This window comes from Bradyrhizobium sp. SZCCHNS2022 (assembly GCF_032377575.1).
Lineage (GTDB): Bacteria > Pseudomonadota > Alphaproteobacteria > Rhizobiales > Xanthobacteraceae > Bradyrhizobium > Bradyrhizobium aeschynomenes.
Genome location: NZ_JAUHHZ010000001.1, coordinates 1068118 through 1088166, shown reverse-complemented (window position 1 = coordinate 1088166; position 20049 = coordinate 1068118). Strand labels below are relative to the sequence as shown.

The window sequence follows — 20049 nt, the reverse complement described above, 5'->3', positions numbered from 1 at the left end:
CAGCTGACAATGCCGTTAACGCTCGTACAGCTTTCGCTTTACAAGTCGCCCGACTCCGTCTCGTGTGATGAGATTGCGACAACGCCGTGAAGAGAACTCAGATGAATCCAGCCCATCTTCCCTTTGATACCGAAGCCATGCTGCAGGGCTTGCGCGGCTGGGTGGAATGCGAGAGTCCGACCTGGGACACGGCCGCCGTCGAGCGGATGCTCGATCTCGCCGCACGGGACATGGCGATCCTGGGTGCGACGATCGAGCGCATCTCCGGGCAGCACGGCTTCGCCGGGTGCGTGCGCGCGCGCTTTCCGCATCCCCGGCAAGGCGAGCCGGGCATCCTCATCGCCGGCCACATGGATACCGTTCATCCGGTCGGGACGCTGGCCAAGCTGCCGTGGCGGCGTGACGGCAACCGATGTCATGGACCCGGCATCTGCGACATGAAGGGCGGCAACTATCTCTCGCTGGAGGCCATCCGGCAGCTGATCAAGGCGAGTGTCACGACGCCGCTGCCCGTCACCGTGCTGTTCACGCCGGACGAGGAGGTCGGCACGCCCTCGACCCGCGACATCATCGAAGCCGAGGCGAAGCGCAACACATACGTGCTGGTGCCCGAGCCGGGCCGCCCCGACAATGGCGTGGTCACCGGCCGCTATGCGATCGCGCGCTTCAATCTCGAAGCCACCGGGCGTCCCAGCCATGCCGGCGCGCGGCTCGGCGCCGGCCGTTCCGCGATCCGGGAAATGGCGCGGCAGATCGTGGCCATCGACGCCATGACGACGGAGGATTGCACCTTCTCGGTCGGGATCGTGCATGGCGGCCAATGGGTCAATTGCGTGGCGACGACCTGCACCGGCGAGGCGCTCAGCATGGCGAAGCGGCAGGCCGATCTCGACCGCGGCGTCGAGCGCATGCTGGCGCTGTCCGGCACCACCGACGACGTCGCCTTCAAGGTGACGCGCGGCGTGACGCGACCGGTCTGGGAGCCGGATTCCGGAACCATGGCGCTCTACGACAAGGCGCGCGGCATCGCCGAGCAGCTGGGCATGTCCCTGCCCCACGGATCGGCAGGCGGCGGCTCCGACGGCAATTTCACCGGCGCGCTGGGCATTCCGACCCTCGATGGATTGGGCGTCCGCGGAGCCGACATGCACACCTTGAACGAATACATCGAGATCGACAGCCTCGCCGAGCGCGGCCGCCTGATGGCCGGCCTGCTCGCGACGCTGGCATAGGATCGCCTCGGGGCAGGATCTCGTAACCTGCATGAGCGCAGCGACATGCCGGGTCCTCGCCGCTGTGCGAGAGCCCCCGAGGTCGCTTCGCTCTCCCGGGCTACGCGTCGCCTGCTGCGCAGCAGCACGGTTTCATTTTCCGGGACCAACAGAGCAAGTGGACAATCGCTCCGCAGCGCGCGCATGATGGCATGCGGCTTGCAAAGTTTTCGCGCGAAAGTTCGCCGCAAAGGGTCGCGACATTGTTCGCAAATGCGATGGTTCGCGCGGCCGACGACGATCGTGTCATCCGCGCACACGAGCAGACGAGCGAACACCGGAGATCTTGAAAGCGATGACCATCGGTGACATGCACAATCACTCGCGACATCAGGCACGACACTCCCGCACCATGACAACGGTTCTTTCAAGATGATCGGTTATCTGCTCCGCCGCATTCTCGCTGCCATCCCGGTGATGGGCGTGGTGGCGCTGTTCGTCTTCCTGCTGCTGCGGCTGACGCCAGGCGATCCCGCCGCGATTCTCGCCGGCGACAACGCCACGCCCGAGCAGCTCGAGCGCATCCGCACCACGCTCGGCTTGAACGAGCCGCTCTACATCCAGTTCTTCACATGGATCAATCAGCTGCTGCACGGCGATCTCGGCGTGTCATTGATCTCGAAGGTGCCGGTGCTGCAGATGATCGGGCAGCGCATCGAGCCGTCGATCTCGGTGGCGCTGTCGACCATCATCCTGTCGATCCTCGTGGCCGTGCCGCTCGGCGTCATCGCCGCGTGGAAGCACGGCACCTGGATCGACCGCTTCGTGATGGCACTCTCGGTGCTCGGCTTCTCGGTGCCGGTGTTCGTGATCGGCTACATCCTGATCCAGGTGTTTGCCATCAACCTGCGCTGGGTCCCGGTGCAGGGCTTCAAGAGTCTCAGCGTCGGCTTCGGACCGTTCTTCGAACGCATCATCCTGCCGACTTGCGCGCTGTCCTTCATCTATGTCGCGCTGATCGCGCGCATGACTCGTGCCGCCATGCTCGACGTGCTCGGCGAGGACTTCGTGCGCACCGCCCGCGCCAAGGGCGTCAGCGAGATCGCGGTGCTGCTTCGCCACGCGCTGCGCAACGCCGCGGTCCCGGTGATCACCGTCATCGGCTCGGGCTTCGCGCTGCTGATCTCCGGAGTCGTCGTCACCGAGAGCGTGTTCAACCTGCCCGGCATCGGGCGTCTCACGGTCGATGCCGTGCTGGCGCGCGACTATCCGGTCATCCAGGGCATGATCCTGCTGACCTCCTTCATCTATCTCGCGGTCAATCTGCTGATCGACCTCGCCTACACGCTTCTCGATCCCCGCATCCGCTACTGAGGCCTTAGCTCCGATGGCAATCGTCACCACTCCTGAGCCGTCGATCCCGGTCACCACGCGACTGGGCCCTCGGTTCGGCTTCCTGACATCGACCCCGATCATCGCCGTCGCCACGGTGTGCCTGTCGCTGATCGTGATCGTCTCGATCCTGGCGCCGCTGCTGGCGCCCCATGATCCGGTGCTGCTGGCGCCGGCTCAGCGGCTCAAGCCGTCGAGCGCGCAGTTCCTGCTCGGCACCGACGCCTACGGCCGCGACCTGTTGTCGCGCACCATCTATGGCGGCCGCATCTCGCTCCTGGTCGGCGTCGGCGCAGCGATCATCTCGATCGCGATCGGGCTCGTGATCGGCCTCGTCTCCGGCTTCTTCCGCTGGGTCGACGCCATCCTGATGCGGGTGATGGACGGCCTGATGGCGATCCCGAGCATCCTGCTCGCCATCGCCGTGGTCTCGCTCTCCGGCGCCAGCGTCGGCACCGTCATGATCGCGATCACCATCGTCGAGATCCCGCGCGTCGCGCGCCTCGTCCGCTCGGTCGTGCTCACCGCACGCGAGGAGCCCTATGTCGAGGCCGCCATTTCCTTGGGCACATCGATGCCCAAGATCATGTGGCGGCATCTGATGCCGAACACGATCGCGCCACTGATCGTCCAGGGCACCTACATCTGCGCTGCCGCGATTCTCACCGAGGCGATCCTGTCGTTCCTCGGCGCCGGCATCAGCCCGGAGACGCCGACCTGGGGCAACATCATGGCCGAGGGCCGCTCCTACTTCCAGATCAAGCCCTCGCTGATCTTCTGGCCGGGCCTGCTGCTGTCGATCGCCATCCTCTCGATCAACCTGATCGGCGACGCCGCCCGCGACGCGCTCGACCCGCGCATGAAGCAGCGCGAGGCCGGCAAGTGAAAATGGTTTTTTCGTCATCGCGAGCGAAGCGACGCGATCCAGGGGCCGCACCCGGAGCTCTGGATTGCTTCGTCGCTGACGCTCCTCGCCATGACGGTGGAGAAATGAACGCATGACCGACACCATCCTCGACATCGACAACCTCGTCGTCACCGTCGGCAAGACGAAGAACCCGAAGGGCCCGCGCATCATCGACGGCGTTTCGATCAAGGTCGAAAAAGGCGAGACGCTCTGCGTCGTCGGCGAGAGCGGCTCCGGCAAATCGGTGACCTCGCTGACCACCATGGGCCTCTTGCCGAAGAACGCGCTCCACCCGGTCGGCGGCAGCGTCAAGCTGGTCGGCGAAGAGCTGCTCAGCGCGACCGATCGCCGTCTGCGCGAACTGCGCGCCACCAAGATGGCGATGATCTTTCAGGAGCCGATGACCGCGCTCAATCCGGTCGTGCCGGTCGGCCGCCAGATCGACGAGGTGTTGCGCGCACATACGTCGCTCGATGCGCGGGCGCGGCGCAAGCGCATTCTCGACATGATGGAGCAGGTCCACCTGCCCGACGTCGAGCGCATTTTCGGCTCCTACCCGCACCGCCTCTCCGGCGGCCAGCGCCAGCGCATCATGATCGCGATGGCGCTGGTGCTCGAGCCCAAGCTGCTGATCGCCGACGAGCCGACCACCGCGCTCGACGTCACCACGCAGAAGCAGATCCTGTCCTTGATCCGCGAGCTGCAGCGCGATCACGGCACCGCGGTGCTCTTCATTACCCACGACATGGGCGTCGTCGCCGAGATCGCCGACCGCGTCGCGGTCATGCGCCAGGGCCGCCTGGTCGAGACCGGCGCGCTCGACAAGATCCTGCGCGCGCCCGAAATGGACTACACGCGCAACCTGCTGTCCTCGGTGCCGAGCCTCATTCCGCGGCCGCCGCGCCCGGACAGCACCGAGCCGGTGGTGCTGGAGACCAACGATCTCGGCAAGGTCTATCGCGAGCGCTCCTTCCTGGGCAAAGCGCGCGAGGTCGTCGCCGCGCAGAACGTCACGATCACGCTGCGAAAAGGCCGCACGCTCGGCATCGTCGGGGAGAGCGGCTCGGGCAAATCCACGGTGGCGCGCTGCATCGTGCGCCTGATCGATCCGACCTCCGGCGGCGTCCGCCTCGCCGGCCACGAGATCTCGATCCTGACGCGGCGGCTGCTGCAGCCGCACCGCAAGCGCATCCAGATCGTGTTCCAGGACCCCTACCGCTCGCTCAATCCGCGCCTCACCGTCGGCGAGAGCATCGCCGAAGGGCCGATCAACTACGGCACCTCGCACGACAAGGCGATGGCGCGGGCGCGCGAGCTGCTCGAGCTGGTCGGCCTGCCGGCGGACGCGATCTCGCGCTATCCGCACCAGTTCTCCGGCGGCCAGCGTCAGCGCATCGCGATCGCGCGTGCGCTCGCGCTCGATCCGGACGTGCTGGTGGCCGACGAAGCCGTATCCGCGTTGGACGTTTCGGTACAGGCCCAGGTGCTGGAGCTGCTCGACGAGATCCAGCGCCGGCTCGGCATCGCCATCCTGTTCATCACGCACGATCTGCGCGTCGCCGCGCAGATCTGCGACGAGGTCGTCGTGATGCAGAAGGGCCGCATCGTCGAACAGGGTCCGGCCGGCGAGATCCTGACGCATCCGAAGGAAGCCTACACCAAGTCCCTGCTCGAGGCCGCCCCCGGGCGGAACTGGGACTTTGCCAACTTCCGCCCGGTGTCGGAGGCGGTGGCGTAGCGGCGCCACCAACCACCGTCATTCCGGGGCGTGCGCAGCACGAGCCCCGGAATCCATACCCACAGGCGGGTGTGGGAATGTCGGCTGGTCGACGCGCGTGCTTCGCAACACCTGCTCGTGGTCATGGATTCCGGGCTCATCGCTGCGCGATGCCCCGGAATGACGCGCGGAGATAGCTCTTCGGACCGGCCCGCCGTCATCGTGGCCCGCATGCAAAACGGCATCGCTCCTTCGCTTGCGCGGGCCGCAACGCACAGTCTAACGTCGCCACTCCATCTCACGACCTGAGGCGAAGTAATGACGCGCGTCGCGATTGGCGGCTTCCTGCACGAGACCAACACCTTCGCACCGACGAAAGCGGATTACGACGACTTCATGCATGGCGGCGGTCGCGCCTCCATCGCCGACGCCGCGAGCGTGATGACGACGATGCGGGGCATCAATGCCGGCCAGTCGGGGTTCATCGCGGTCGCGGAAGCCAATGGCTGGAACATCGTCCCCAGCATCGCCTGCGCGGCAAGCCCGTCGGCGCACGTCACCAGGGACGCGTTCGAGCGCATCACGACCGTGATGGTCGACCGGATCAAGGCGGCCCTGCCGCTCGACGGCGTCTATCTCGACCTGCACGGCGCGATGGTGCCCGAGCATGTCGACGACGGCGAGGGCGAGATCCTCGCGCGGGTGCGCAAGGCGATCGGCCCCGATGTGCCGCTGGTCGCGAGCCTCGATCTGCACGCCAACGTCACGCCGGAGATGATGGCGCATGCCGACGCGCTGATCGCCTATCGCAAATATCCGCACACCGACATGGCCGACACCGGCCGCGCCTGCGCCGAGCATCTCGCGCTGCTGCTGCGCACGAAACAACCTCTGGCGAAAGCCTTCCGGCAGCTGCCGTTCCTGATCCCGATCAGCTGGCAGTGCACCAACGACCAGCCCACCAAGGGCATCTACGAGAAGCTCGCGGCGTTGCAGAGCGACGCCGTGCCGACGCTGTCCTTCGCGCCCGGCTTCCCCGCGGCCGACTTCGTGCATTGCGGCCCCAGCGTGTTCGCGTACGGCCGCACGCAGGCCGATGCGGACACCGCGGCAGATGCGATCGCGGCGATCGTCATGGGTCACGAGAATGATTTCGACGGCCGCATCTACACACCGGACGAGGGCGTGCAGCACGCGATGACGCTGGCGAAGAGTGCGACGCGCCCGATCGTGATCGCAGATACCCAGGACAATCCCGGCGCCGGCGGCGATTCCGATACCACCGGCATGCTCCGCGCGCTGGTGCGCAACCGCGCAAGCCGCGCGGCGATCGGCATGATCTACGATCCGCAGGCGGCGCTCGCCGCGCATGCGGCCGGCGAAGGCAAGACCATCACGCTGTCGCTGGGCGGCAAGAGCGGCATTCCCGGCGATGCGCCGTTCGAGGAGAGCTTCATCGTCGAAAAGATCTCCGACGGCCGCTTCATCGCGCCCGGCCCGTTCTATGGCGGCCGCAAGATGGAGATGGGACCCTCCGCCTGCTTGCGCATCGGCGACGTTCGCGTGGTCGTGGCCTCGCACAAATCGCAGCTCGCCGACCAGGAGATGTACCGTTTCGTCGGCATCGAGCCGACCGAGCAGGCGATCCTGGTCAACAAGAGCTCGGTGCATTTCCGCGCCGATTTCGAGCCGATCGCCGAGCAGCTCCTGATCTGCGCCGCCCCTGGCGCGATGCCCGCCGATCCCTCCACCCTGCCCTGGGCGCGGCTGCGTCCGGGCATCCGCCTCAAGCCCAACGGTCCGGCGTTTGAGGTGAAGGGATGAGTAGTTTGTCGAACCTGCCGGGGCCTCATGGTTCGAGACGCGCCGAAGACGGCGCTCCTCACCGTGAGGAGCGGAAGTTTCGCTATATGAACACGTCTCGCTACACCCACATCCTCATCCTGAGGAGCCCGCCCCTTGGCGGGCGTCTCGAAGGATGGGCCGCAAACGCGGTGATCGACAAGCCTCTTCAGGTCATCTCCTAACCCACACTCTTCCGTTCAATTGGAAACACACCCATGCCCACGATCGATCGCATCCAAGGTTACGCCGACGAACTCACCGCCATCCGCCGCGACCTGCACGCGCATCCCGAGATCGGCTTCGAGGAGACCCGCACCTCCGGCATCGTCGCCGAGAAGCTCGCGCAATGGGGCATCGAGGTGCATCGCGGCCTCGGTGGCACCGGGGTGATCGGCGTGCTCAAGGGCAAGGGCGCCGGCACCAAGACCATCGGCCTGCGCGCCGACATGGACGCGCTGCCGATGGAGGAGAACACCAACCTCCCCTGGCGCTCGACCATTCCCGGCCGCTTCCACGGCTGCGGCCATGACGGCCACACCACGATGCTGCTCGGCACCGCGCGCTATCTCGCCGAGACGCGCAATTTCGACGGCACCGTGCACTTCATCTTCCAGCCGGCCGAGGAAGGCCTCGGCGGCGCGCGGGCGATGATCAAGGACGGCCTGTTCCAGAAATTCCCCTGCGACGAGCTCTACGGCCTGCACAACGCGCCGGACCTCGCGCATGGCGAGATCGCGATCCTCCCCGGCCCGGCGATGGCCGGCGCCGATTTCTTCGATATCCGCATCTCCGGCTATGGCGCCCATGGCGCGATGCCCGAGCGCTCCAAGGACGCGGTGGTGATCGCGACCAGCGTCGCCCAGGCGATCCAGACCATCGTGAGCCGCAACGTCGAGCCGCTGCAGGCCGCCGTGGTCTCGATCACCCAGATCCATGCCGGCTCGGCCTACAACGTCATTCCGGGCGATGCCTGGCTGTGCGGCACCGTCCGCGCCTTCTCCGACAATGTCCGCGCGCTGGTGCGCGAGCGCATGCGCGCGATCTGCGCCGGCATGGCGGCCGCGTTCAACTGCGAGATCGACGTCGACATCCGCGACACGTTCAGCGTCCTGGTGAACCAGGAGGAACAGTCGAAGGTCGTCGAGGAGGTCGCGCGCACCGTCGTGGAGCCGTCCAAGGTGCTGACGCGCTCGACGCCGAAGATGGGCAGCGAGGACTTTGCCGACATGCTGCAGACCATCCCGGGCGCCTATTTCTGGGTCGGCCATGACGGCTCGGTGCCGGTGCACAATCCCGGCTACGTGCTCGACGACAAGATCCTGCCGATCGGCGCCAGCATGTTCGCCCGGATCATCGAGACCCGTCTGGCGGCGGCCTAGCGCCGCCTGACCTGGGTCAATGAGCGGGGCGGTGTTTGAGACGAAGTTCGGCGACGGAGGACCAGCATGCACAAGCCTGTTTCGGACGACGTCACCTCGCTGCACGATCTCTCCGCCGTCGACCTGATCGCCGGCTATCGCGCGCGCCAGTTCTCGCCATCCGAGGTGATGGACGACGTGCTGGCGCATGTCGCGGCCTGGGAGCCCGAGATCAAGGCGCTGTATCTGCTCGATGTCGACGCCGCGCGGGCCGCGGCCAAGGCGTCGACGGACCGCTGGGCCAATGACGAGCCGGCCGGCGTGCTCGACGGCGTGCCGGCGACGGTGAAGGACAACATCGCCACCAAGGGCCAGCCGATGCCGCTCGGCGCGGCCAGCGTCACGCGGGCGCCGCTCGCGGCCGACGCGCCGCCGGTGGCGCGCCTGCGCGAAGCCGGCGCGATCATCTTCGCCAAGACCACGATGCCCGACTACGGCATGCTGTCATCGGGCCTGTCGAGCTTCCACCCGCTGACGCGCAATCCCTGGGATCTGCGCATGAACCCCGGCGGCTCCAGCGCCGGCGCGGGTGCCGCCGCCGCCGCGGGCTACGGCCCGCTGCATGTCGGCACCGACATCGGCGGCTCGATCCGGCTGCCGGCGTCATGGTGCGGCTTGGTTGGCCTCAAGCCGAGCTTCGGCCGCGTACCGATCGACCCGCCCTATGTCGGCCGCGTCGCCGGTCCGATGACGCGCATCGTCGACGATGCCGCGCTGATGATGAGCGTGCTGTCGAAGCCTGACCGCCGCGACGGCACCAGCCTGCCGCCGTCAGATCTGCACTGGAAGGTCGCGGAGAAGCCGGTGCGCAAGCTGCGCCTCGGCCTGATGCTCGACCTCGGCGGCGTCGGCCAGGCGCTCGAGGAGCCGGTGCGCGCGACGACGCTTGCGGCAGCGAAGGCCTTCGAGGACGCCGGCGCGGTTGTGACCGAGACGAAAGGCTTTCTCACGCGGGAGATGCTCGACGGCCTCGACAATTTCTGGCGCGCGCGGCTGTGGGACGATCTGGCCCGGCTCGCGCCCGGGGTGCGCGCGAAAACCCTGCCCTACATCCTGCAATGGGCGGAGCGCGGCGCGGCGCTGTCCGGCGTCGAGGTCGTCAGGGGATTCAATGTCACGATGGCGCTGCGGGCGGCTGCCGCAAAGCTGTTCTGCGAGTACGACTACATCATTTCGCCGGTCTCACCCGGCGTGAAGTTTCCGGCCGAGTACGCCTCCCCCGTCAACGATCCGCAAGCACCGTTCGAGCACATCACCTACACCGTGCCGTGGAACATGTCGGAGAACCCGGCGATCTCCGTCAATGCCGGCTACGATTCCGACGGCTTCCCGATCGGCCTGCAGATCGTCGGCCGCCGCTTCGACGATGTCGGCGTGCTGGGAATGGCGAAGACGTTCGAGGGCCTGCGCGGCGAGCAGCGGCCGTGGCCGAAGGCGCCGGTGAAGTGAAGCCTATCCACTGCTCCCTCCTCCGTCATTGCGAGCGAAGCAATCCAGAGTCCAGCCCACGACTCTCGATTGCTTCGCTTGCGCTCGCAATGACGTGGAGAGGGTGTGAACTCAATCACTGCTGCATCGCTTGCTGAGAGAGCAATGCTGCGCGCAGTGTTTTTGCCCGCCCTGCGGAATGTCATGCACACTTTGCGTTGGCCGCGCGCTGAACTACTGTATCCCGATCGCCGATCTCAATTTTCGTCGTCATTCCGGGGCGTGCGAAGCACGAGCCCGGAATCCAGACTCACGATCGTGGTCATGGATTCCCGGCCTGCACCCAAGGGGGCGCATCCCGGAATGACGGCGGAGATTGTGGCACGAGCAACCGACTAACAAACGCCACGACAACGACATCAGGGAAACGCTCATGGCCTACCAGACCATCCTCTACGACGTCGCCGACAAGATCCTCACCATCACCTTGAACCGTCCGGAGAAGCTGAACGCCTTCACCGGCACCATGATGGAGGAGCTGATCGACGCCTTCGATCGCGCCGACAAGGATGACGGCGTCAGGGCGATCATCGTCACCGGATCGGGCCGCGCGTTCTGCGCGGGCGCGGATCTCTCCTCCGGCGCCGACACCTTCGATCGCGATGTCAAACGCGGGCCGGTCAAGCGCCACGCCGATGGCCGTGTCGACTATTCCGATCCGCAGGTGCGCGACGGCGGCGGCCAGGTCACGCTGCGGATCTTCAAATCGCTGAAGCCGGTCATCGCCGCGGTCAACGGCCCGGCGGTCGGCATCGGCGTCACCATGCAGCTCGCGATGGACATCCGCATTGCGTCGGAAGCGGCGCGGTTCGGCTTCGTGTTCTCCCAGCGCGGCATCGTGCCGGAGGCGGCGTCGAGCTGGTTCCTGCCGCGCATCGTCGGCATCTCGCAGGCGCTGGAATGGTGCTACACCGGCCGCGTGTTTCCGGCGCAGGAGGCGCTCGCCGGCCGTCTCGTCAGCAAGGTGGTGCCGCCGGACGATCTGCTGCCGACCGCACGGGCGCTGGCGCGCGAGATCGCCGACAAGACCGCGCCGGTGTCGGTCGCGCTGATCCGCCAGATGATGTGGCGCATGATGGGCGCCGACGATCCGATGGAAGCGCACAAGGTCGACAGCCGCGGCATCTACGCGCGGGGACGCTCTGATGACGTCAAGGAAGGCGTGGTGTCGTTCCTGGAGAAGCGTCCCGCGCAGTTCAAGAACACAGTCACGGCTGACATGCCGGACTATTTCCCGTGGTGGGACGAGCGGGAGTACAAGTAGTAGTTATCGGCCACGCTCGCGCCACATATTCCGCTGCCGTCCCGGACAAGCGCGCGGCACGCGCGCGCCGATCCGGGATCCATAGCCACAAGGGGCTGTTAGGCGAAGAACGACGTTCAAGGTGCCACAAGATAGATCACGCGGTATGGGTCCCGGCTCTAGGCCGGGACGACACCGAGGGTGTGGAGCTTCAGTGCCTTAATCCATCACCAGCGCCACGCGGCCGATCGCCTTGCGATCGATCAGCAGCCGCATCGCGGCGGCATAGTCATCGAACGGCACGCGATGTGACACGTTGGGTCGCAGCTTGCCCTCCTCCGCCCAGACCAGAAGCGCGGCCATCCGGCGCTCGCCGAGCGCGGGATCCTTGCGAACCGCCTCTCCGGCGCGAACGCCGAGCACGCTCGCGCCCTTCATGAGGATCAAATTGGTCCGCGCCAGGCCGATGCCGCCGGTGAAGCCGATCACCAGCAGCCGCGCGCCCCAGGCGATGCAGCGGACGCTGTTCTCGAACACCTCGCCGCCGACCGGATCGAACACGACATCGACGCCGCGACCATCCGTGATGCGCTTGACGGCGTCGCGGAACGGCTCGCGCGCATAGAGGATGAGATGATCGGCGCCGCGCGCACGGGCCACCGCGAGCTTCTCCTCCGACGACGCCGCCGCGATCACGGTCGCCCCCAGCAGTTTGCCGAGCTCGACGGCGGCAAGGCCGACGCCGCCGCCGGCGCCATGCACCAGCAGCGTCTCGCCGGGCTTGAGCTGGCCGCGATCGACCAGTGCGTGATACGCGGTGCCGTGGCCGGCCAGATAGGTCGCACCTTCCGCATAGTCGAACGGCGACGGCAGCGGCGTGAGCTGGCTGGCCGCGACCACCGCCTCCTCGGCGTAGGCGCCGAACCGCATGCGCACGATCACCCGGTCGCCGACCGCGTAGCCGTTGACATCGGGCCCGAGCTCGACGACGGCGCCCGCCGCCTCGACGCCAGGCGTGAACGGCAACTCCGGTTTGAGCTGATACTCGCCGGCCGCCATCAGAATGTCGGGGAAGTTGATGCCGGCGGCCCGGATCTTCACCCGCACTTCGCCCTCGCGCAGAACGCGCGGCGGCAGCTCTTCAAGCCGCAAGCTCTCCGGCGGCCCGAGCTCGCGGCAGACGATCGCACGCGGCATCAGGCCGCCTTCCGCTTCGCCAGTGCCTCGCGGATCAGCGGCAGCCGGTCATTGCCGAAATACATGTCGTTGACATCGACGAAAATCGTCGGCGAACCGAAGCCGCCGCGCTTGACGACCTCCTCGGTGTTGATGCGCAGCTGATCCTTGATCCCCTGCTGTGCGATGCCGTCGAACAACGCCTTCGCATCGACGCCGACACGCCGGCACACTTCGGTCAGCACCGCATCCTGCGAGATGTCCTGGTCCTCGCCCCAATAGATCTCGAACACCGCCCGCGCGAACGGCACCATGGCCTCGTTGCCGAGCCAGATGCAGCCGCGCATCGCCTTGACGCTGTTCACCGGGAACACCGTCGGCGGCATCTTGATCTTGAGCCCGGCCGAGCGTGACCAGTCGCCGAGGTCCTTCAGCGTGTAGGCCGCCTTGGCTGGCACCGGCTTCTCGCGTTGGGCGTAGACGCTGGGATTGATGGTGTTGAAGATGCCGCCGACGAGGATGGGACGCCAGACGATGTCGACGCCGAACTCCTTCGCGAGCGGCTGGATGTTGTGGAAGGCGAGATAGGTCCAGGGGCTGGAGCAGTCGAAGAAGAATTCGATCATCGTGTGTCCTCAAGGTCTTGATGAGTTCGTCATCGCGCGCGCAGAAATTAACGGTGTCGATCGTGGCCCTGGATTGCTTCGCTTCGCTCGCAATGACAGAGGTGGGAGTTGGCGCACGCCGCTCTCTCCGTCATTGCGAGGAGCGGAGCGACGAAGCAATCCAGGGGCTACGCGGCACAGTCTGAACCGTTTGGCACCACTCTCCTCGCGATGCCGTGGAGTTCGTTCACGATCTCCCCGTCATCTCCTTCGCCCGTGCGCCGAACATCACGTGGCGCGTCTCGTCGTTGAACGGCTCCTTGACGAACTTGCCGATCGCAAGCCCCGCCTGCAGCTTTGGCCGCGCGCGCAAGCTTGCGTACCAGTGCTTGATGTTCGGATAGTCGTCGAGCGTGAAGCCTTGCGCCTTGTGCGTCATGATCCAGGGAAAGCAGGCGATATCGGCGATCGTATAGTCGTCGCCGGCGACATGGGCGCCGGTCTTGCCGAGCTGGACGTCGAGCACGTGGAACAGACGCGCGACCTCGTCGCGGTAGCGCTGGATCGCGTAAGGGATCTTCTCGGCCGCATAGAGCGCAAAATGGCCATGCTGCCCCATCATCGGCCCGAGCCCCGCCATCTGCCACATCACCCATTGGATGACGCGCGAACGCGCCCGAATCTCCTGCGGCAAAAACCTCCCGGTCTTGTCGGCCAGGTAGATCAGGATCGCGCCGGTCTCGAACACCGAGAACGGCTCTCCCCCGTCAGCCGGCGCATGGTCGACGATCGCGGGAATCCGGTTATTCGGGCTGATCGCCAGGAACTCCGGCTTGAACTGGTCGCCGGCGCGGATGTCGACGGGAATGACGGTATAGGGCAGCCCGAGTTCCTCGAGCATGATCGAGATCTTCCAGCCGTTCGGCGTCGGCGCGTAGTGGAGGTCGATCATGCCTCTCTTCGTCCTTCCCCAATCCATGTCCGGACCATTATGCCGCGCTGCGGAACGCGCGCCGGCCTTGGTTCTTTCTGTACCTGACAGTTAAGCCATGGCAGACAGGCGCTCAAGCCTGACCGCCCCTATGCCGACGGAGTTCGACCATGCTGTTTCCATCGACCATCGCAGGATCGCTGCCCAAGCCGGAATGGCTGGCCGAGCCGAACGTGCTGTGGGCGCCGTGGAAGTCGAAGGGCGACGAGCTCGCGCGCGCCAAGCGCGACGCCACCATCCTGGCGCTGAAGCTGCAGGAGGATTCCGGCATCGACATCCTCACCGAGGGCGAGCAGTCGCGGCAGCATTTCGTGCACGGCTTTCTCGAGCGCGTCGAGGGCATCGACTTCGCGCACAAGGTCGAGATGGGCATCCGCAAGGATCGCTACAAGGCGATGGTCCCGCAGGTGGTGGCGCCCTTGTCGCTGAAGGGCCGCGTCCATGGCGACGAGGCGCGGATCGCGCGCACGCATACGACGCGCGCCGTCAAGTTCACGCTGCCGGGGCCGATGACGATCATCGACACCATCGCCGACAACTACTATGGCGACCGCGTCAAGATGGCGTTCGCCTTTGCCGAGCTGTTGAACCAGGAGGCCAAGGCGCTGCACGATGACGGCATCGACATGATCCAGTTCGACGAGCCCGCCTTCAACGTCTACATGGACGAGGTCCGCGACTGGGGCATCAAGGCGCTGGAGCGCGCCGCCGAAGGCCTGACGTGCCCGACCGCCGTCCACATCTGCTACGGCTACGGTATCAAGGCCAACACCGATTGGAAGGAAACGCTCGGCAGCGAGTGGCGGCAATATGAGGACACTTTCCCGGTGATCGATGCCAGCAGCATTCAGCAGGTCGCGGTCGAATGCCGCAATTCGAAGGTGCCGATCGAGCTGCTCGGACTGTTGAAGAACAAGATCGTTCAGGCCGGCGTCATCGACGTCGCCAGCGACGAGATCGAGACCGCCGAGGACGTCTGCAAGACGCTCGAGGACGTCATGAAAGTGGTGCCGAAAGAGAACATCATCGCGACCACCAATTGCGGCATGGCCCCGATGCGGCGCGAGGTCGCCGAGGCGAAGCTGATGGCGCTCGGCACCGGCGCGAAGCTGGCGCGGCAGCGGTTCGCGTAAGGGAATCACCGATCCGCAGGCTCACCTGCGACAATGACGCGGAAGCGATGCGAGACACGGCATCGCTTGCGCATCATACGATGCGTTGCGGCCATCACGTCATCCGCACCAGAGGCCGTGCCGGCATCCGCCGCACACGCCGGTCCACAGCTCAATCGGCACCATGGTATTCTAACACCCATAGAACATCATTCGTTTCCGAGTGTGTCTTTGCTGTTCTTGACAAGATGTGTCGCGACATTTCATTTCGGAACACAAGTTTGGCGTGAAATTTCTGCCGCCTAAATTAGTTCGAGTCTGACACTTGCCTTCATTGCTGGGGACTGAGATGGCTTGCTTTGCGAGAACGATGTTTGCTGCGCCGAAGTCAAAGGCGCGTCGCTTTCTGGCCATGTCGATCCTCCTCGCGGGAACGATGCTGAGCACCCAGGCCTTGGCGATCGACGTCGCCAACCAGGCTGATTGGAATACGGCCGTTGCTGCGGTCGCAGCCGCCGGCGCCAACTCGACGGTCACCATCAACATCACCAGCGGCTTCACCTTGTCGAGTTCGCTGGCGCAGCTGCAGGCCGCCAACGCCAACGTCACGGTGAACATCACCGGCAACGGCCAGACGATCAACGGCGCCTCCTCCTTCCAGGGCATCGTCGTCAATGGCGCCAACGCGCCGACCGTGAACATCTCCAGCCTGTCGATCACCAACATGGCGGCGATCGGCGGCAATGGCACCAACGGTCAGAACGGCTACTACAGCGGCGGTCTGGCCTACGGCTCCGGCGGCGGCGGCGGTGGCGGCCTCGGGGCCGGCGGCGGCCTGTTCGTCGGTAGTGGCGCCAATGTCACGATTGCCGCAGTGACCTTCACCAGCAACAGCGCCACAGGCGGCGCCGGTGGCAATGGCGGCAGTGCGCAGAACGCGGCGGCTGACCCGGTGAATGGCGGCAATGGCGGCACCGGCGGTGCCGCCAACAATGGCGGCGCCAGCGGCGGCGGCGGCGCGGGCGGCACCGGCGGACATGCGGGCACGCAAGGCACGGCCGGCACGGCGGGCCCCTCGGTCGGTGACGGCGGCGGTGGCGGCGGCGGCTCCGGCACCACCAACAGCAACGTCTACACCAACAACAATCCCGGCGGCACCGGCAACGCCAATGGCGGCAACGGCGGCACCGGCGGTGACGGCGCCACCAACGCCAGCGGCGCGGGCGGTCCCGGACCCGGCTCCGACGGCGGCGCCGGCGGCAATGGCGGCGCCGGCAATGGCGGCGCCATCTACGTCGCCACCGGCGGCACGCTCACGATTCTCGACTCGCCGATCTCGGGCAACACCGTCGCCGGTGGTGCTGCCGGCACCCCAGGCATCGGCATCGGACCGAGCGCCATCAATGGGTTTTCAGCAGCGGCCGGCGCCGCGCAGGGAGCCGGCATCTTCATCAGCGGCGTCACCGCCAATATCGCGGTCTCGAGCGGCACCCTCACCTATGCCAACACGATCGGCGGTACCGGCCTGACCACCGGCGGCATCAACACCGCCCTCGTCAAGACCGGCGCCGGCAAGCTGGTGCTGACGGGCGCCAACACCTACACCGGCAACACCGTCGTGAATGGCGGAACGCTGGAGGTGAACGGTACGGCGGCGAATTCGGCCCTGACCTCGGTCAATTCCGGCGGTACGCTGGCCGGTGTCGGCACGGTCAAGGGCACCCAGATCAATGCCGGCGGCACCTTCGCGCCCGGCAACGGGACGGCCGCCAGCACGATGACGGTCAGCGGCAGCCTCGCGTTCCAGTCGGGCGCGATCTACCTGGTCCAGGTCGATCCGACGACCGCCTCGCGCGCCAGCGTGACCGGCATCGCGACCCTCAACGGCGCCACGGTCAACGCGGTCTACGCCGCCGGAACCTATGTCGCGAAGAAATACACGATCCTGACCGCGACGGGCGGCGTCAGCGGCACCTTCAGCGCCGTGACGGCGACCAGCGCGCCCGCCGGCTTCGCGTCATCCTTGAGCTATGACGCCAACAATGTCTTCCTCAACCTCGATCTCGCCGTGGTGGCGGGAAACACCAACCAGGTCAACGTCAACACGGCGCTGAGCAACTACTTCACCACGAACGGCAGCATTCCCGTCGTCTTCACCGGACTGACCCCCACCGGACTGACGCAACTCTCGGGCGAGACCGCCACCGGCGGTCAGCAGGCGACGTTCAATGCGATGACGCAGTTCATGGGCGTCATGACCGATCCCTTCGTCGGCGGTCGCGGCGACCAGGGCGCTGCGCCCAACGGCGCGATCGGCTACGCGGAGGAAACGCTGGCCTATGCGGCCAAGCGCAATCCGAACGACGCGCTGGCCGCGATCTACACCAAGGCGCCGCCCGCGCCCGTCGCCAGGACGGGCTGGAGCGTGTGGGCGGCCGCCTTCGGCGGAGCCCAGACCACCGACGGCAACGCCGCGCTCGGCTCCAACACCGCCACCAGCAACCTCTACGGCACCGCGGTCGGAGCCGACTATCGCTTCTCGCCCTACACCGTCGCCGGCTTCGCGATGGCAGGGGGCGGCACAAACTTCAGCGTCTTCAATGGAGGCGGCGGCAGGTCGGATCTGTTCCAGGCCGGCGGCTTCGTCAGGCACAATATCGGCGCGGGCTATGTGACCGGCGCCCTGGCCTATGGCTGGCAGGACGTCACCACGAACCGGACCGTGACCGTGGCCGGGATCGATCAGTTGCGCGCCGACTTCAACGCCAACTCCTATTCGGGCCGGATCGAGGGTGGCCACCGCTTCGTCACCCCCTGGACGACCGTCGGCCTCACGCCCTACGCGGCCGCTCAGTTCACCACCTTCGCGCTGCCGGGCTATGCCGAGCGGGCCGTCGTCGGCAACAACACCTTCGCGCTCACCTATGGCGCCAGGACCATCACGGCGACGCGCAGCGAACTCGGTCTGCGCACCGACAAGTCCTACGCCCTGACCGACGGCATCTTCACGCTGCGCGGCCGTGTCGCCTGGGCGCATGACTTCAATCCGGACCGTTCGATTTCCGCCACGTTCCAGGCTCTGCCCGGCGCCTCCTTCGTCGTCAACGGAGCCCGGCAGGCCAGCGACGCCGCGCTGACCTCGGCATCGGCCGAGATGAAGTGGATGAACGGCTGGTCGGCCGCTGGGACCTTCGAAGGCGAATTCTCCAACGTCACCCGAAGCTATGGCGGCAAGGCGGTCGTGCGTTATTCGTGGTAACCCGGATGTCGCATCCGGGTTACGCGCGTGATCCGGGCCGCTCACGACTCGCAGAAATCGAGATAGCCCAGCAGCACGCTGTTGCTCAACGGCCGCGAGTCCCGACGAAAGACTCCGAAACCGTCGGATGAGCCGCCCGGATTGGTGTTGCCCTCGATCGTGACGACATGGTCGCCGACCACTTCGATGACCAGGCCGGCATGGCCCTTGCCGCCGCCGAGGTCGAGCGCGAAGATCATGCCGGGCTTGACCGTCTGCGCGCTGACTTCGGATCTGTGCACGATCTGCGCGTCGGTCCGGCGCGCCATGGTCCAGAGCGCGATGACGCCTGCCGTCTTGGGCAACGGATTTTCGATCCCCTTGACCCTGGCGGCCTGATTGAACACCCAATAGAGAAAGCAGACGCACCACGGGAAGCTGTCCGTCGCAGGATCAAGGCCGGCAGTGCGAATGTAGACGTCGACCTCCGGCCCGCGGTTCGTGCCGCGCGGCTGCTCGACGACGCCGATCTGGGACGCGGCGATGTCGATCACCAGATCACGCATCGGCGTGTTGCGGTCGAAGGCGGCCGCATCGAACACCGCACCGGGCCCGAACAGCGCCGCCCATGTCGATGCATCGACCTCGCCGGTGATGTGTAGCGGCTTGCCACCAGGCGTAGAGTTGCGCGCCTGGAAGTGGAACACGGCGTTCTGGGTGCCCTCGCCGAAATCGCCGTCGGTCACCAGCTGACCGAAGCCGAGCTCCTTGAGCCTGGCCTGCACGACCCTGACCGCGTCCGAGCCGAACTGGCCGCGATGCAGGGGCTGGCCCGGAAATGGGGGAGCCGCGGGAAAGTCCGGCTGGGCCGCGACTGCGCCGGCTGCGACCGCAATCACGGGAGCTGCGGCGTCGGCGGCGGGTTGCGGCTGCGCCGCCTGACCGAGCAGGAAGCCGCCGAAGTCGGGCAAATCAACATTGAACCGGTCCGGATCGACGTCGTCATCGAAGTTGCAGAACCGCCGGACCGGCAGGGCCTGAAGAATGTTCCAGCGGCCCGATGCCTTGAACTCGGCCGTGCCGCGAAAGCCGCTCGATTGGGACAGCCAGGTCAGTTGCACCAGACCGGCATCCAGCAGGGTCTTGCACACCGCTCCCGAACTGTAGACGCCGATCCGGTAGGGACGGCCGGCGGCCGCGAACGCGGCATTGATGGCCTCGAAGTGCGGCCGGATGGCGATGTTGACGTCGGCGTCGGACGCATCGAAATCTGCCGAGAAATAGATGGCCGAGCCCGCCGGCTGACCGATGACGTGGCGTGCGTAGTCGAGCGCATCCTCTGCTTCGCTCTTGCCTTTGACTGCGCTGAAATCGGCGCGAAGCCTGTGACGGATCTGATAGACCGGCCAGATCCGGATTCCTGCCGCCGAGAGCGCCTGCGCCTCGTCCGGCTTCAGAATCTTCGGGTTGGACCGGTTGCGGGTGTAGTAGCGGCCGATCGCGATGATGCCCTGCGATTGCATGCACGGAATCATGCGAGTCGAGTTCTGATTGGTGTCCAGCGCAACGAAAGCCATGTGACGCTCTCCCGTTTGTCGCGTGTGCCGTCTCATCGCTTGCATCGCGATGGATCACGCGTTGCGATGCTATCGCAACCGGAACGGGTGGAAATGTGAAGCCGTTCACAGAGTGCAGTTGCGAGACGC

The 20049-nt window shown here is 66.3% G+C and carries 14 protein-coding genes; 10 read left to right on the top strand and 4 right to left on the bottom strand.

Annotated features, from left to right (window positions below):
* The first annotated feature begins 101 nt into the window (after nucleotides 1-101).
* The 8 genes from QXZ94_RS04790 to QXZ94_RS04755 all read left to right on the top strand — a co-directional run bounded on the left by QXZ94_RS04790 (nucleotide 102) and on the right by QXZ94_RS04755 (nucleotide 11242).
* Nucleotides 102-1232: a M20/M25/M40 family metallo-hydrolase gene (locus QXZ94_RS04790; protein WP_315719465.1), complete on the top strand. Its 1131-nt coding sequence runs from the start codon at nucleotides 102-104 to the stop codon at nucleotides 1230-1232.
* Between the two features lie 411 nt (nucleotides 1233-1643).
* On the top strand, nucleotides 1644-2585 hold the full coding sequence (locus tag QXZ94_RS04785; RefSeq protein WP_172113867.1) for an ABC transporter permease: 942 nt from the start codon (nucleotides 1644-1646) through the stop codon (nucleotides 2583-2585).
* 13 nt (nucleotides 2586-2598) lie between these two features.
* The gene (locus QXZ94_RS04780) at nucleotides 2599-3489 is read left to right on the top strand and encodes an ABC transporter permease (RefSeq protein ID WP_315719464.1); all 891 of its coding nucleotides are present in this window, start codon (nucleotides 2599-2601) and stop codon (nucleotides 3487-3489) included.
* A 112-nt stretch (nucleotides 3490-3601) separates the two neighbouring features.
* Nucleotides 3602-5248: an ABC transporter ATP-binding protein gene (locus QXZ94_RS04775; protein WP_315719463.1), complete on the top strand. Its 1647-nt coding sequence runs from the start codon at nucleotides 3602-3604 to the stop codon at nucleotides 5246-5248.
* 297 nt (nucleotides 5249-5545) lie between these two features.
* Nucleotides 5546-7051, top strand: a complete 1506-nt coding sequence (locus QXZ94_RS04770) for a M81 family metallopeptidase (protein WP_315719462.1) — start codon at nucleotides 5546-5548, stop codon at nucleotides 7049-7051.
* Between the two features lie 236 nt (nucleotides 7052-7287).
* The gene (locus QXZ94_RS04765) at nucleotides 7288-8451 is read left to right on the top strand and encodes a M20 aminoacylase family protein (RefSeq protein ID WP_315719461.1); all 1164 of its coding nucleotides are present in this window, start codon (nucleotides 7288-7290) and stop codon (nucleotides 8449-8451) included.
* Nucleotides 8452-8517: 66 nt separating this feature from the next.
* Nucleotides 8518-9939 carry an amidase gene (locus QXZ94_RS04760; protein ID WP_315719460.1) on the top strand — a complete coding sequence of 474 codons (1422 nt, stop codon included), beginning with the start codon at nucleotides 8518-8520 and terminating at the stop codon, nucleotides 9937-9939.
* Nucleotides 9940-10351: 412 nt separating this feature from the next.
* Nucleotides 10352-11242 carry a crotonase/enoyl-CoA hydratase family protein gene (locus QXZ94_RS04755; RefSeq protein WP_315719459.1) on the top strand — a complete coding sequence of 297 codons (891 nt, stop codon included), beginning with the start codon at nucleotides 10352-10354 and terminating at the stop codon, nucleotides 11240-11242.
* 198 nt (nucleotides 11243-11440) lie between these two features.
* Here the strand turns inward: QXZ94_RS04755 and QXZ94_RS04750 are convergent, their stop codons facing one another.
* From QXZ94_RS04750 to QXZ94_RS04740, 3 genes are all read right to left on the bottom strand, one after another.
* On the bottom strand, nucleotides 11441-12418 hold the full coding sequence (locus QXZ94_RS04750) for an NADPH:quinone oxidoreductase family protein (protein ID WP_315719458.1): 978 nt from the start codon (nucleotides 12416-12418) through the stop codon (nucleotides 11441-11443).
* Nucleotides 12418-13023: a 2-hydroxychromene-2-carboxylate isomerase gene (locus QXZ94_RS04745; RefSeq protein WP_315719457.1), complete on the bottom strand. Its 606-nt coding sequence runs from the start codon at nucleotides 13021-13023 to the stop codon at nucleotides 12418-12420. The genes QXZ94_RS04750 and QXZ94_RS04745 overlap by 1 nt, the downstream gene beginning before the upstream one ends.
* A 226-nt stretch (nucleotides 13024-13249) precedes the next feature.
* Nucleotides 13250-13954: a glutathione binding-like protein gene (locus QXZ94_RS04740; RefSeq protein WP_315719456.1), complete on the bottom strand. Its 705-nt coding sequence runs from the start codon at nucleotides 13952-13954 to the stop codon at nucleotides 13250-13252.
* Nucleotides 13955-14103: 149 nt separating this feature from the next.
* Between QXZ94_RS04740 and QXZ94_RS04735 the strand changes: the two genes are divergently transcribed.
* Nucleotides 14104-15126 carry a methionine synthase gene (locus QXZ94_RS04735; RefSeq protein ID WP_315719455.1) on the top strand — a complete coding sequence of 341 codons (1023 nt, stop codon included), beginning with the start codon at nucleotides 14104-14106 and terminating at the stop codon, nucleotides 15124-15126.
* Between the two features lie 391 nt (nucleotides 15127-15517).
* Complete coding sequence (locus QXZ94_RS04730) at nucleotides 15518-18364, top strand: autotransporter domain-containing protein (protein ID WP_315719454.1); 2847 nt, start codon at nucleotides 15518-15520, stop codon at nucleotides 18362-18364.
* Between the two features lie 41 nt (nucleotides 18365-18405).
* Here the strand turns inward: QXZ94_RS04730 and QXZ94_RS04725 are convergent, their stop codons facing one another.
* A complete protein-coding gene (locus QXZ94_RS04725) occupies nucleotides 18406-19920 on the bottom strand; it encodes a glycoside hydrolase domain-containing protein (RefSeq protein WP_315719453.1) in 1515 nt (504 codons plus the stop codon).
* Between the last annotated feature and the right edge of the window lie 129 nt (nucleotides 19921-20049).

What these genes read in the sequence shown, in the direction of transcription:
- QXZ94_RS04790 (WP_315719465.1), top strand. Translation starts at nt 102, where the DNA reads ATGAATCCAGCCCATCTTCCCTTTGATACCGAAGCCATGCTGCAGGGC.
- QXZ94_RS04785 (WP_172113867.1), top strand. Translation starts at nt 1,644, where the DNA reads ATGATCGGTTATCTGCTCCGCCGCATTCTCGCTGCCATCCCGGTGATG.
- QXZ94_RS04780 (WP_315719464.1), top strand. Translation starts at nt 2,599, where the DNA reads ATGGCAATCGTCACCACTCCTGAGCCGTCGATCCCGGTCACCACGCGA.
- QXZ94_RS04775 (WP_315719463.1), top strand. Translation starts at nt 3,602, where the DNA reads ATGACCGACACCATCCTCGACATCGACAACCTCGTCGTCACCGTCGGC.
- QXZ94_RS04770 (WP_315719462.1), top strand. Translation starts at nt 5,546, where the DNA reads ATGACGCGCGTCGCGATTGGCGGCTTCCTGCACGAGACCAACACCTTC.
- QXZ94_RS04765 (WP_315719461.1), top strand. Translation starts at nt 7,288, where the DNA reads ATGCCCACGATCGATCGCATCCAAGGTTACGCCGACGAACTCACCGCC.
- QXZ94_RS04760 (WP_315719460.1), top strand. Translation starts at nt 8,518, where the DNA reads ATGCACAAGCCTGTTTCGGACGACGTCACCTCGCTGCACGATCTCTCC.
- QXZ94_RS04755 (WP_315719459.1), top strand. Translation starts at nt 10,352, where the DNA reads ATGGCCTACCAGACCATCCTCTACGACGTCGCCGACAAGATCCTCACC.
- QXZ94_RS04750 (WP_315719458.1), bottom strand. Translation starts at nt 12,418, where the DNA reads ATGCCGCGTGCGATCGTCTGCCGCGAGCTCGGGCCGCCGGAGAGCTTG.
- QXZ94_RS04745 (WP_315719457.1), bottom strand. Translation starts at nt 13,023, where the DNA reads ATGATCGAATTCTTCTTCGACTGCTCCAGCCCCTGGACCTATCTCGCC.
- QXZ94_RS04740 (WP_315719456.1), bottom strand. Translation starts at nt 13,954, where the DNA reads ATGATCGACCTCCACTACGCGCCGACGCCGAACGGCTGGAAGATCTCG.
- QXZ94_RS04735 (WP_315719455.1), top strand. Translation starts at nt 14,104, where the DNA reads ATGCTGTTTCCATCGACCATCGCAGGATCGCTGCCCAAGCCGGAATGG.
- QXZ94_RS04730 (WP_315719454.1), top strand. Translation starts at nt 15,518, where the DNA reads ATGTCGATCCTCCTCGCGGGAACGATGCTGAGCACCCAGGCCTTGGCG.
- QXZ94_RS04725 (WP_315719453.1), bottom strand. Translation starts at nt 19,920, where the DNA reads ATGGCTTTCGTTGCGCTGGACACCAATCAGAACTCGACTCGCATGATT.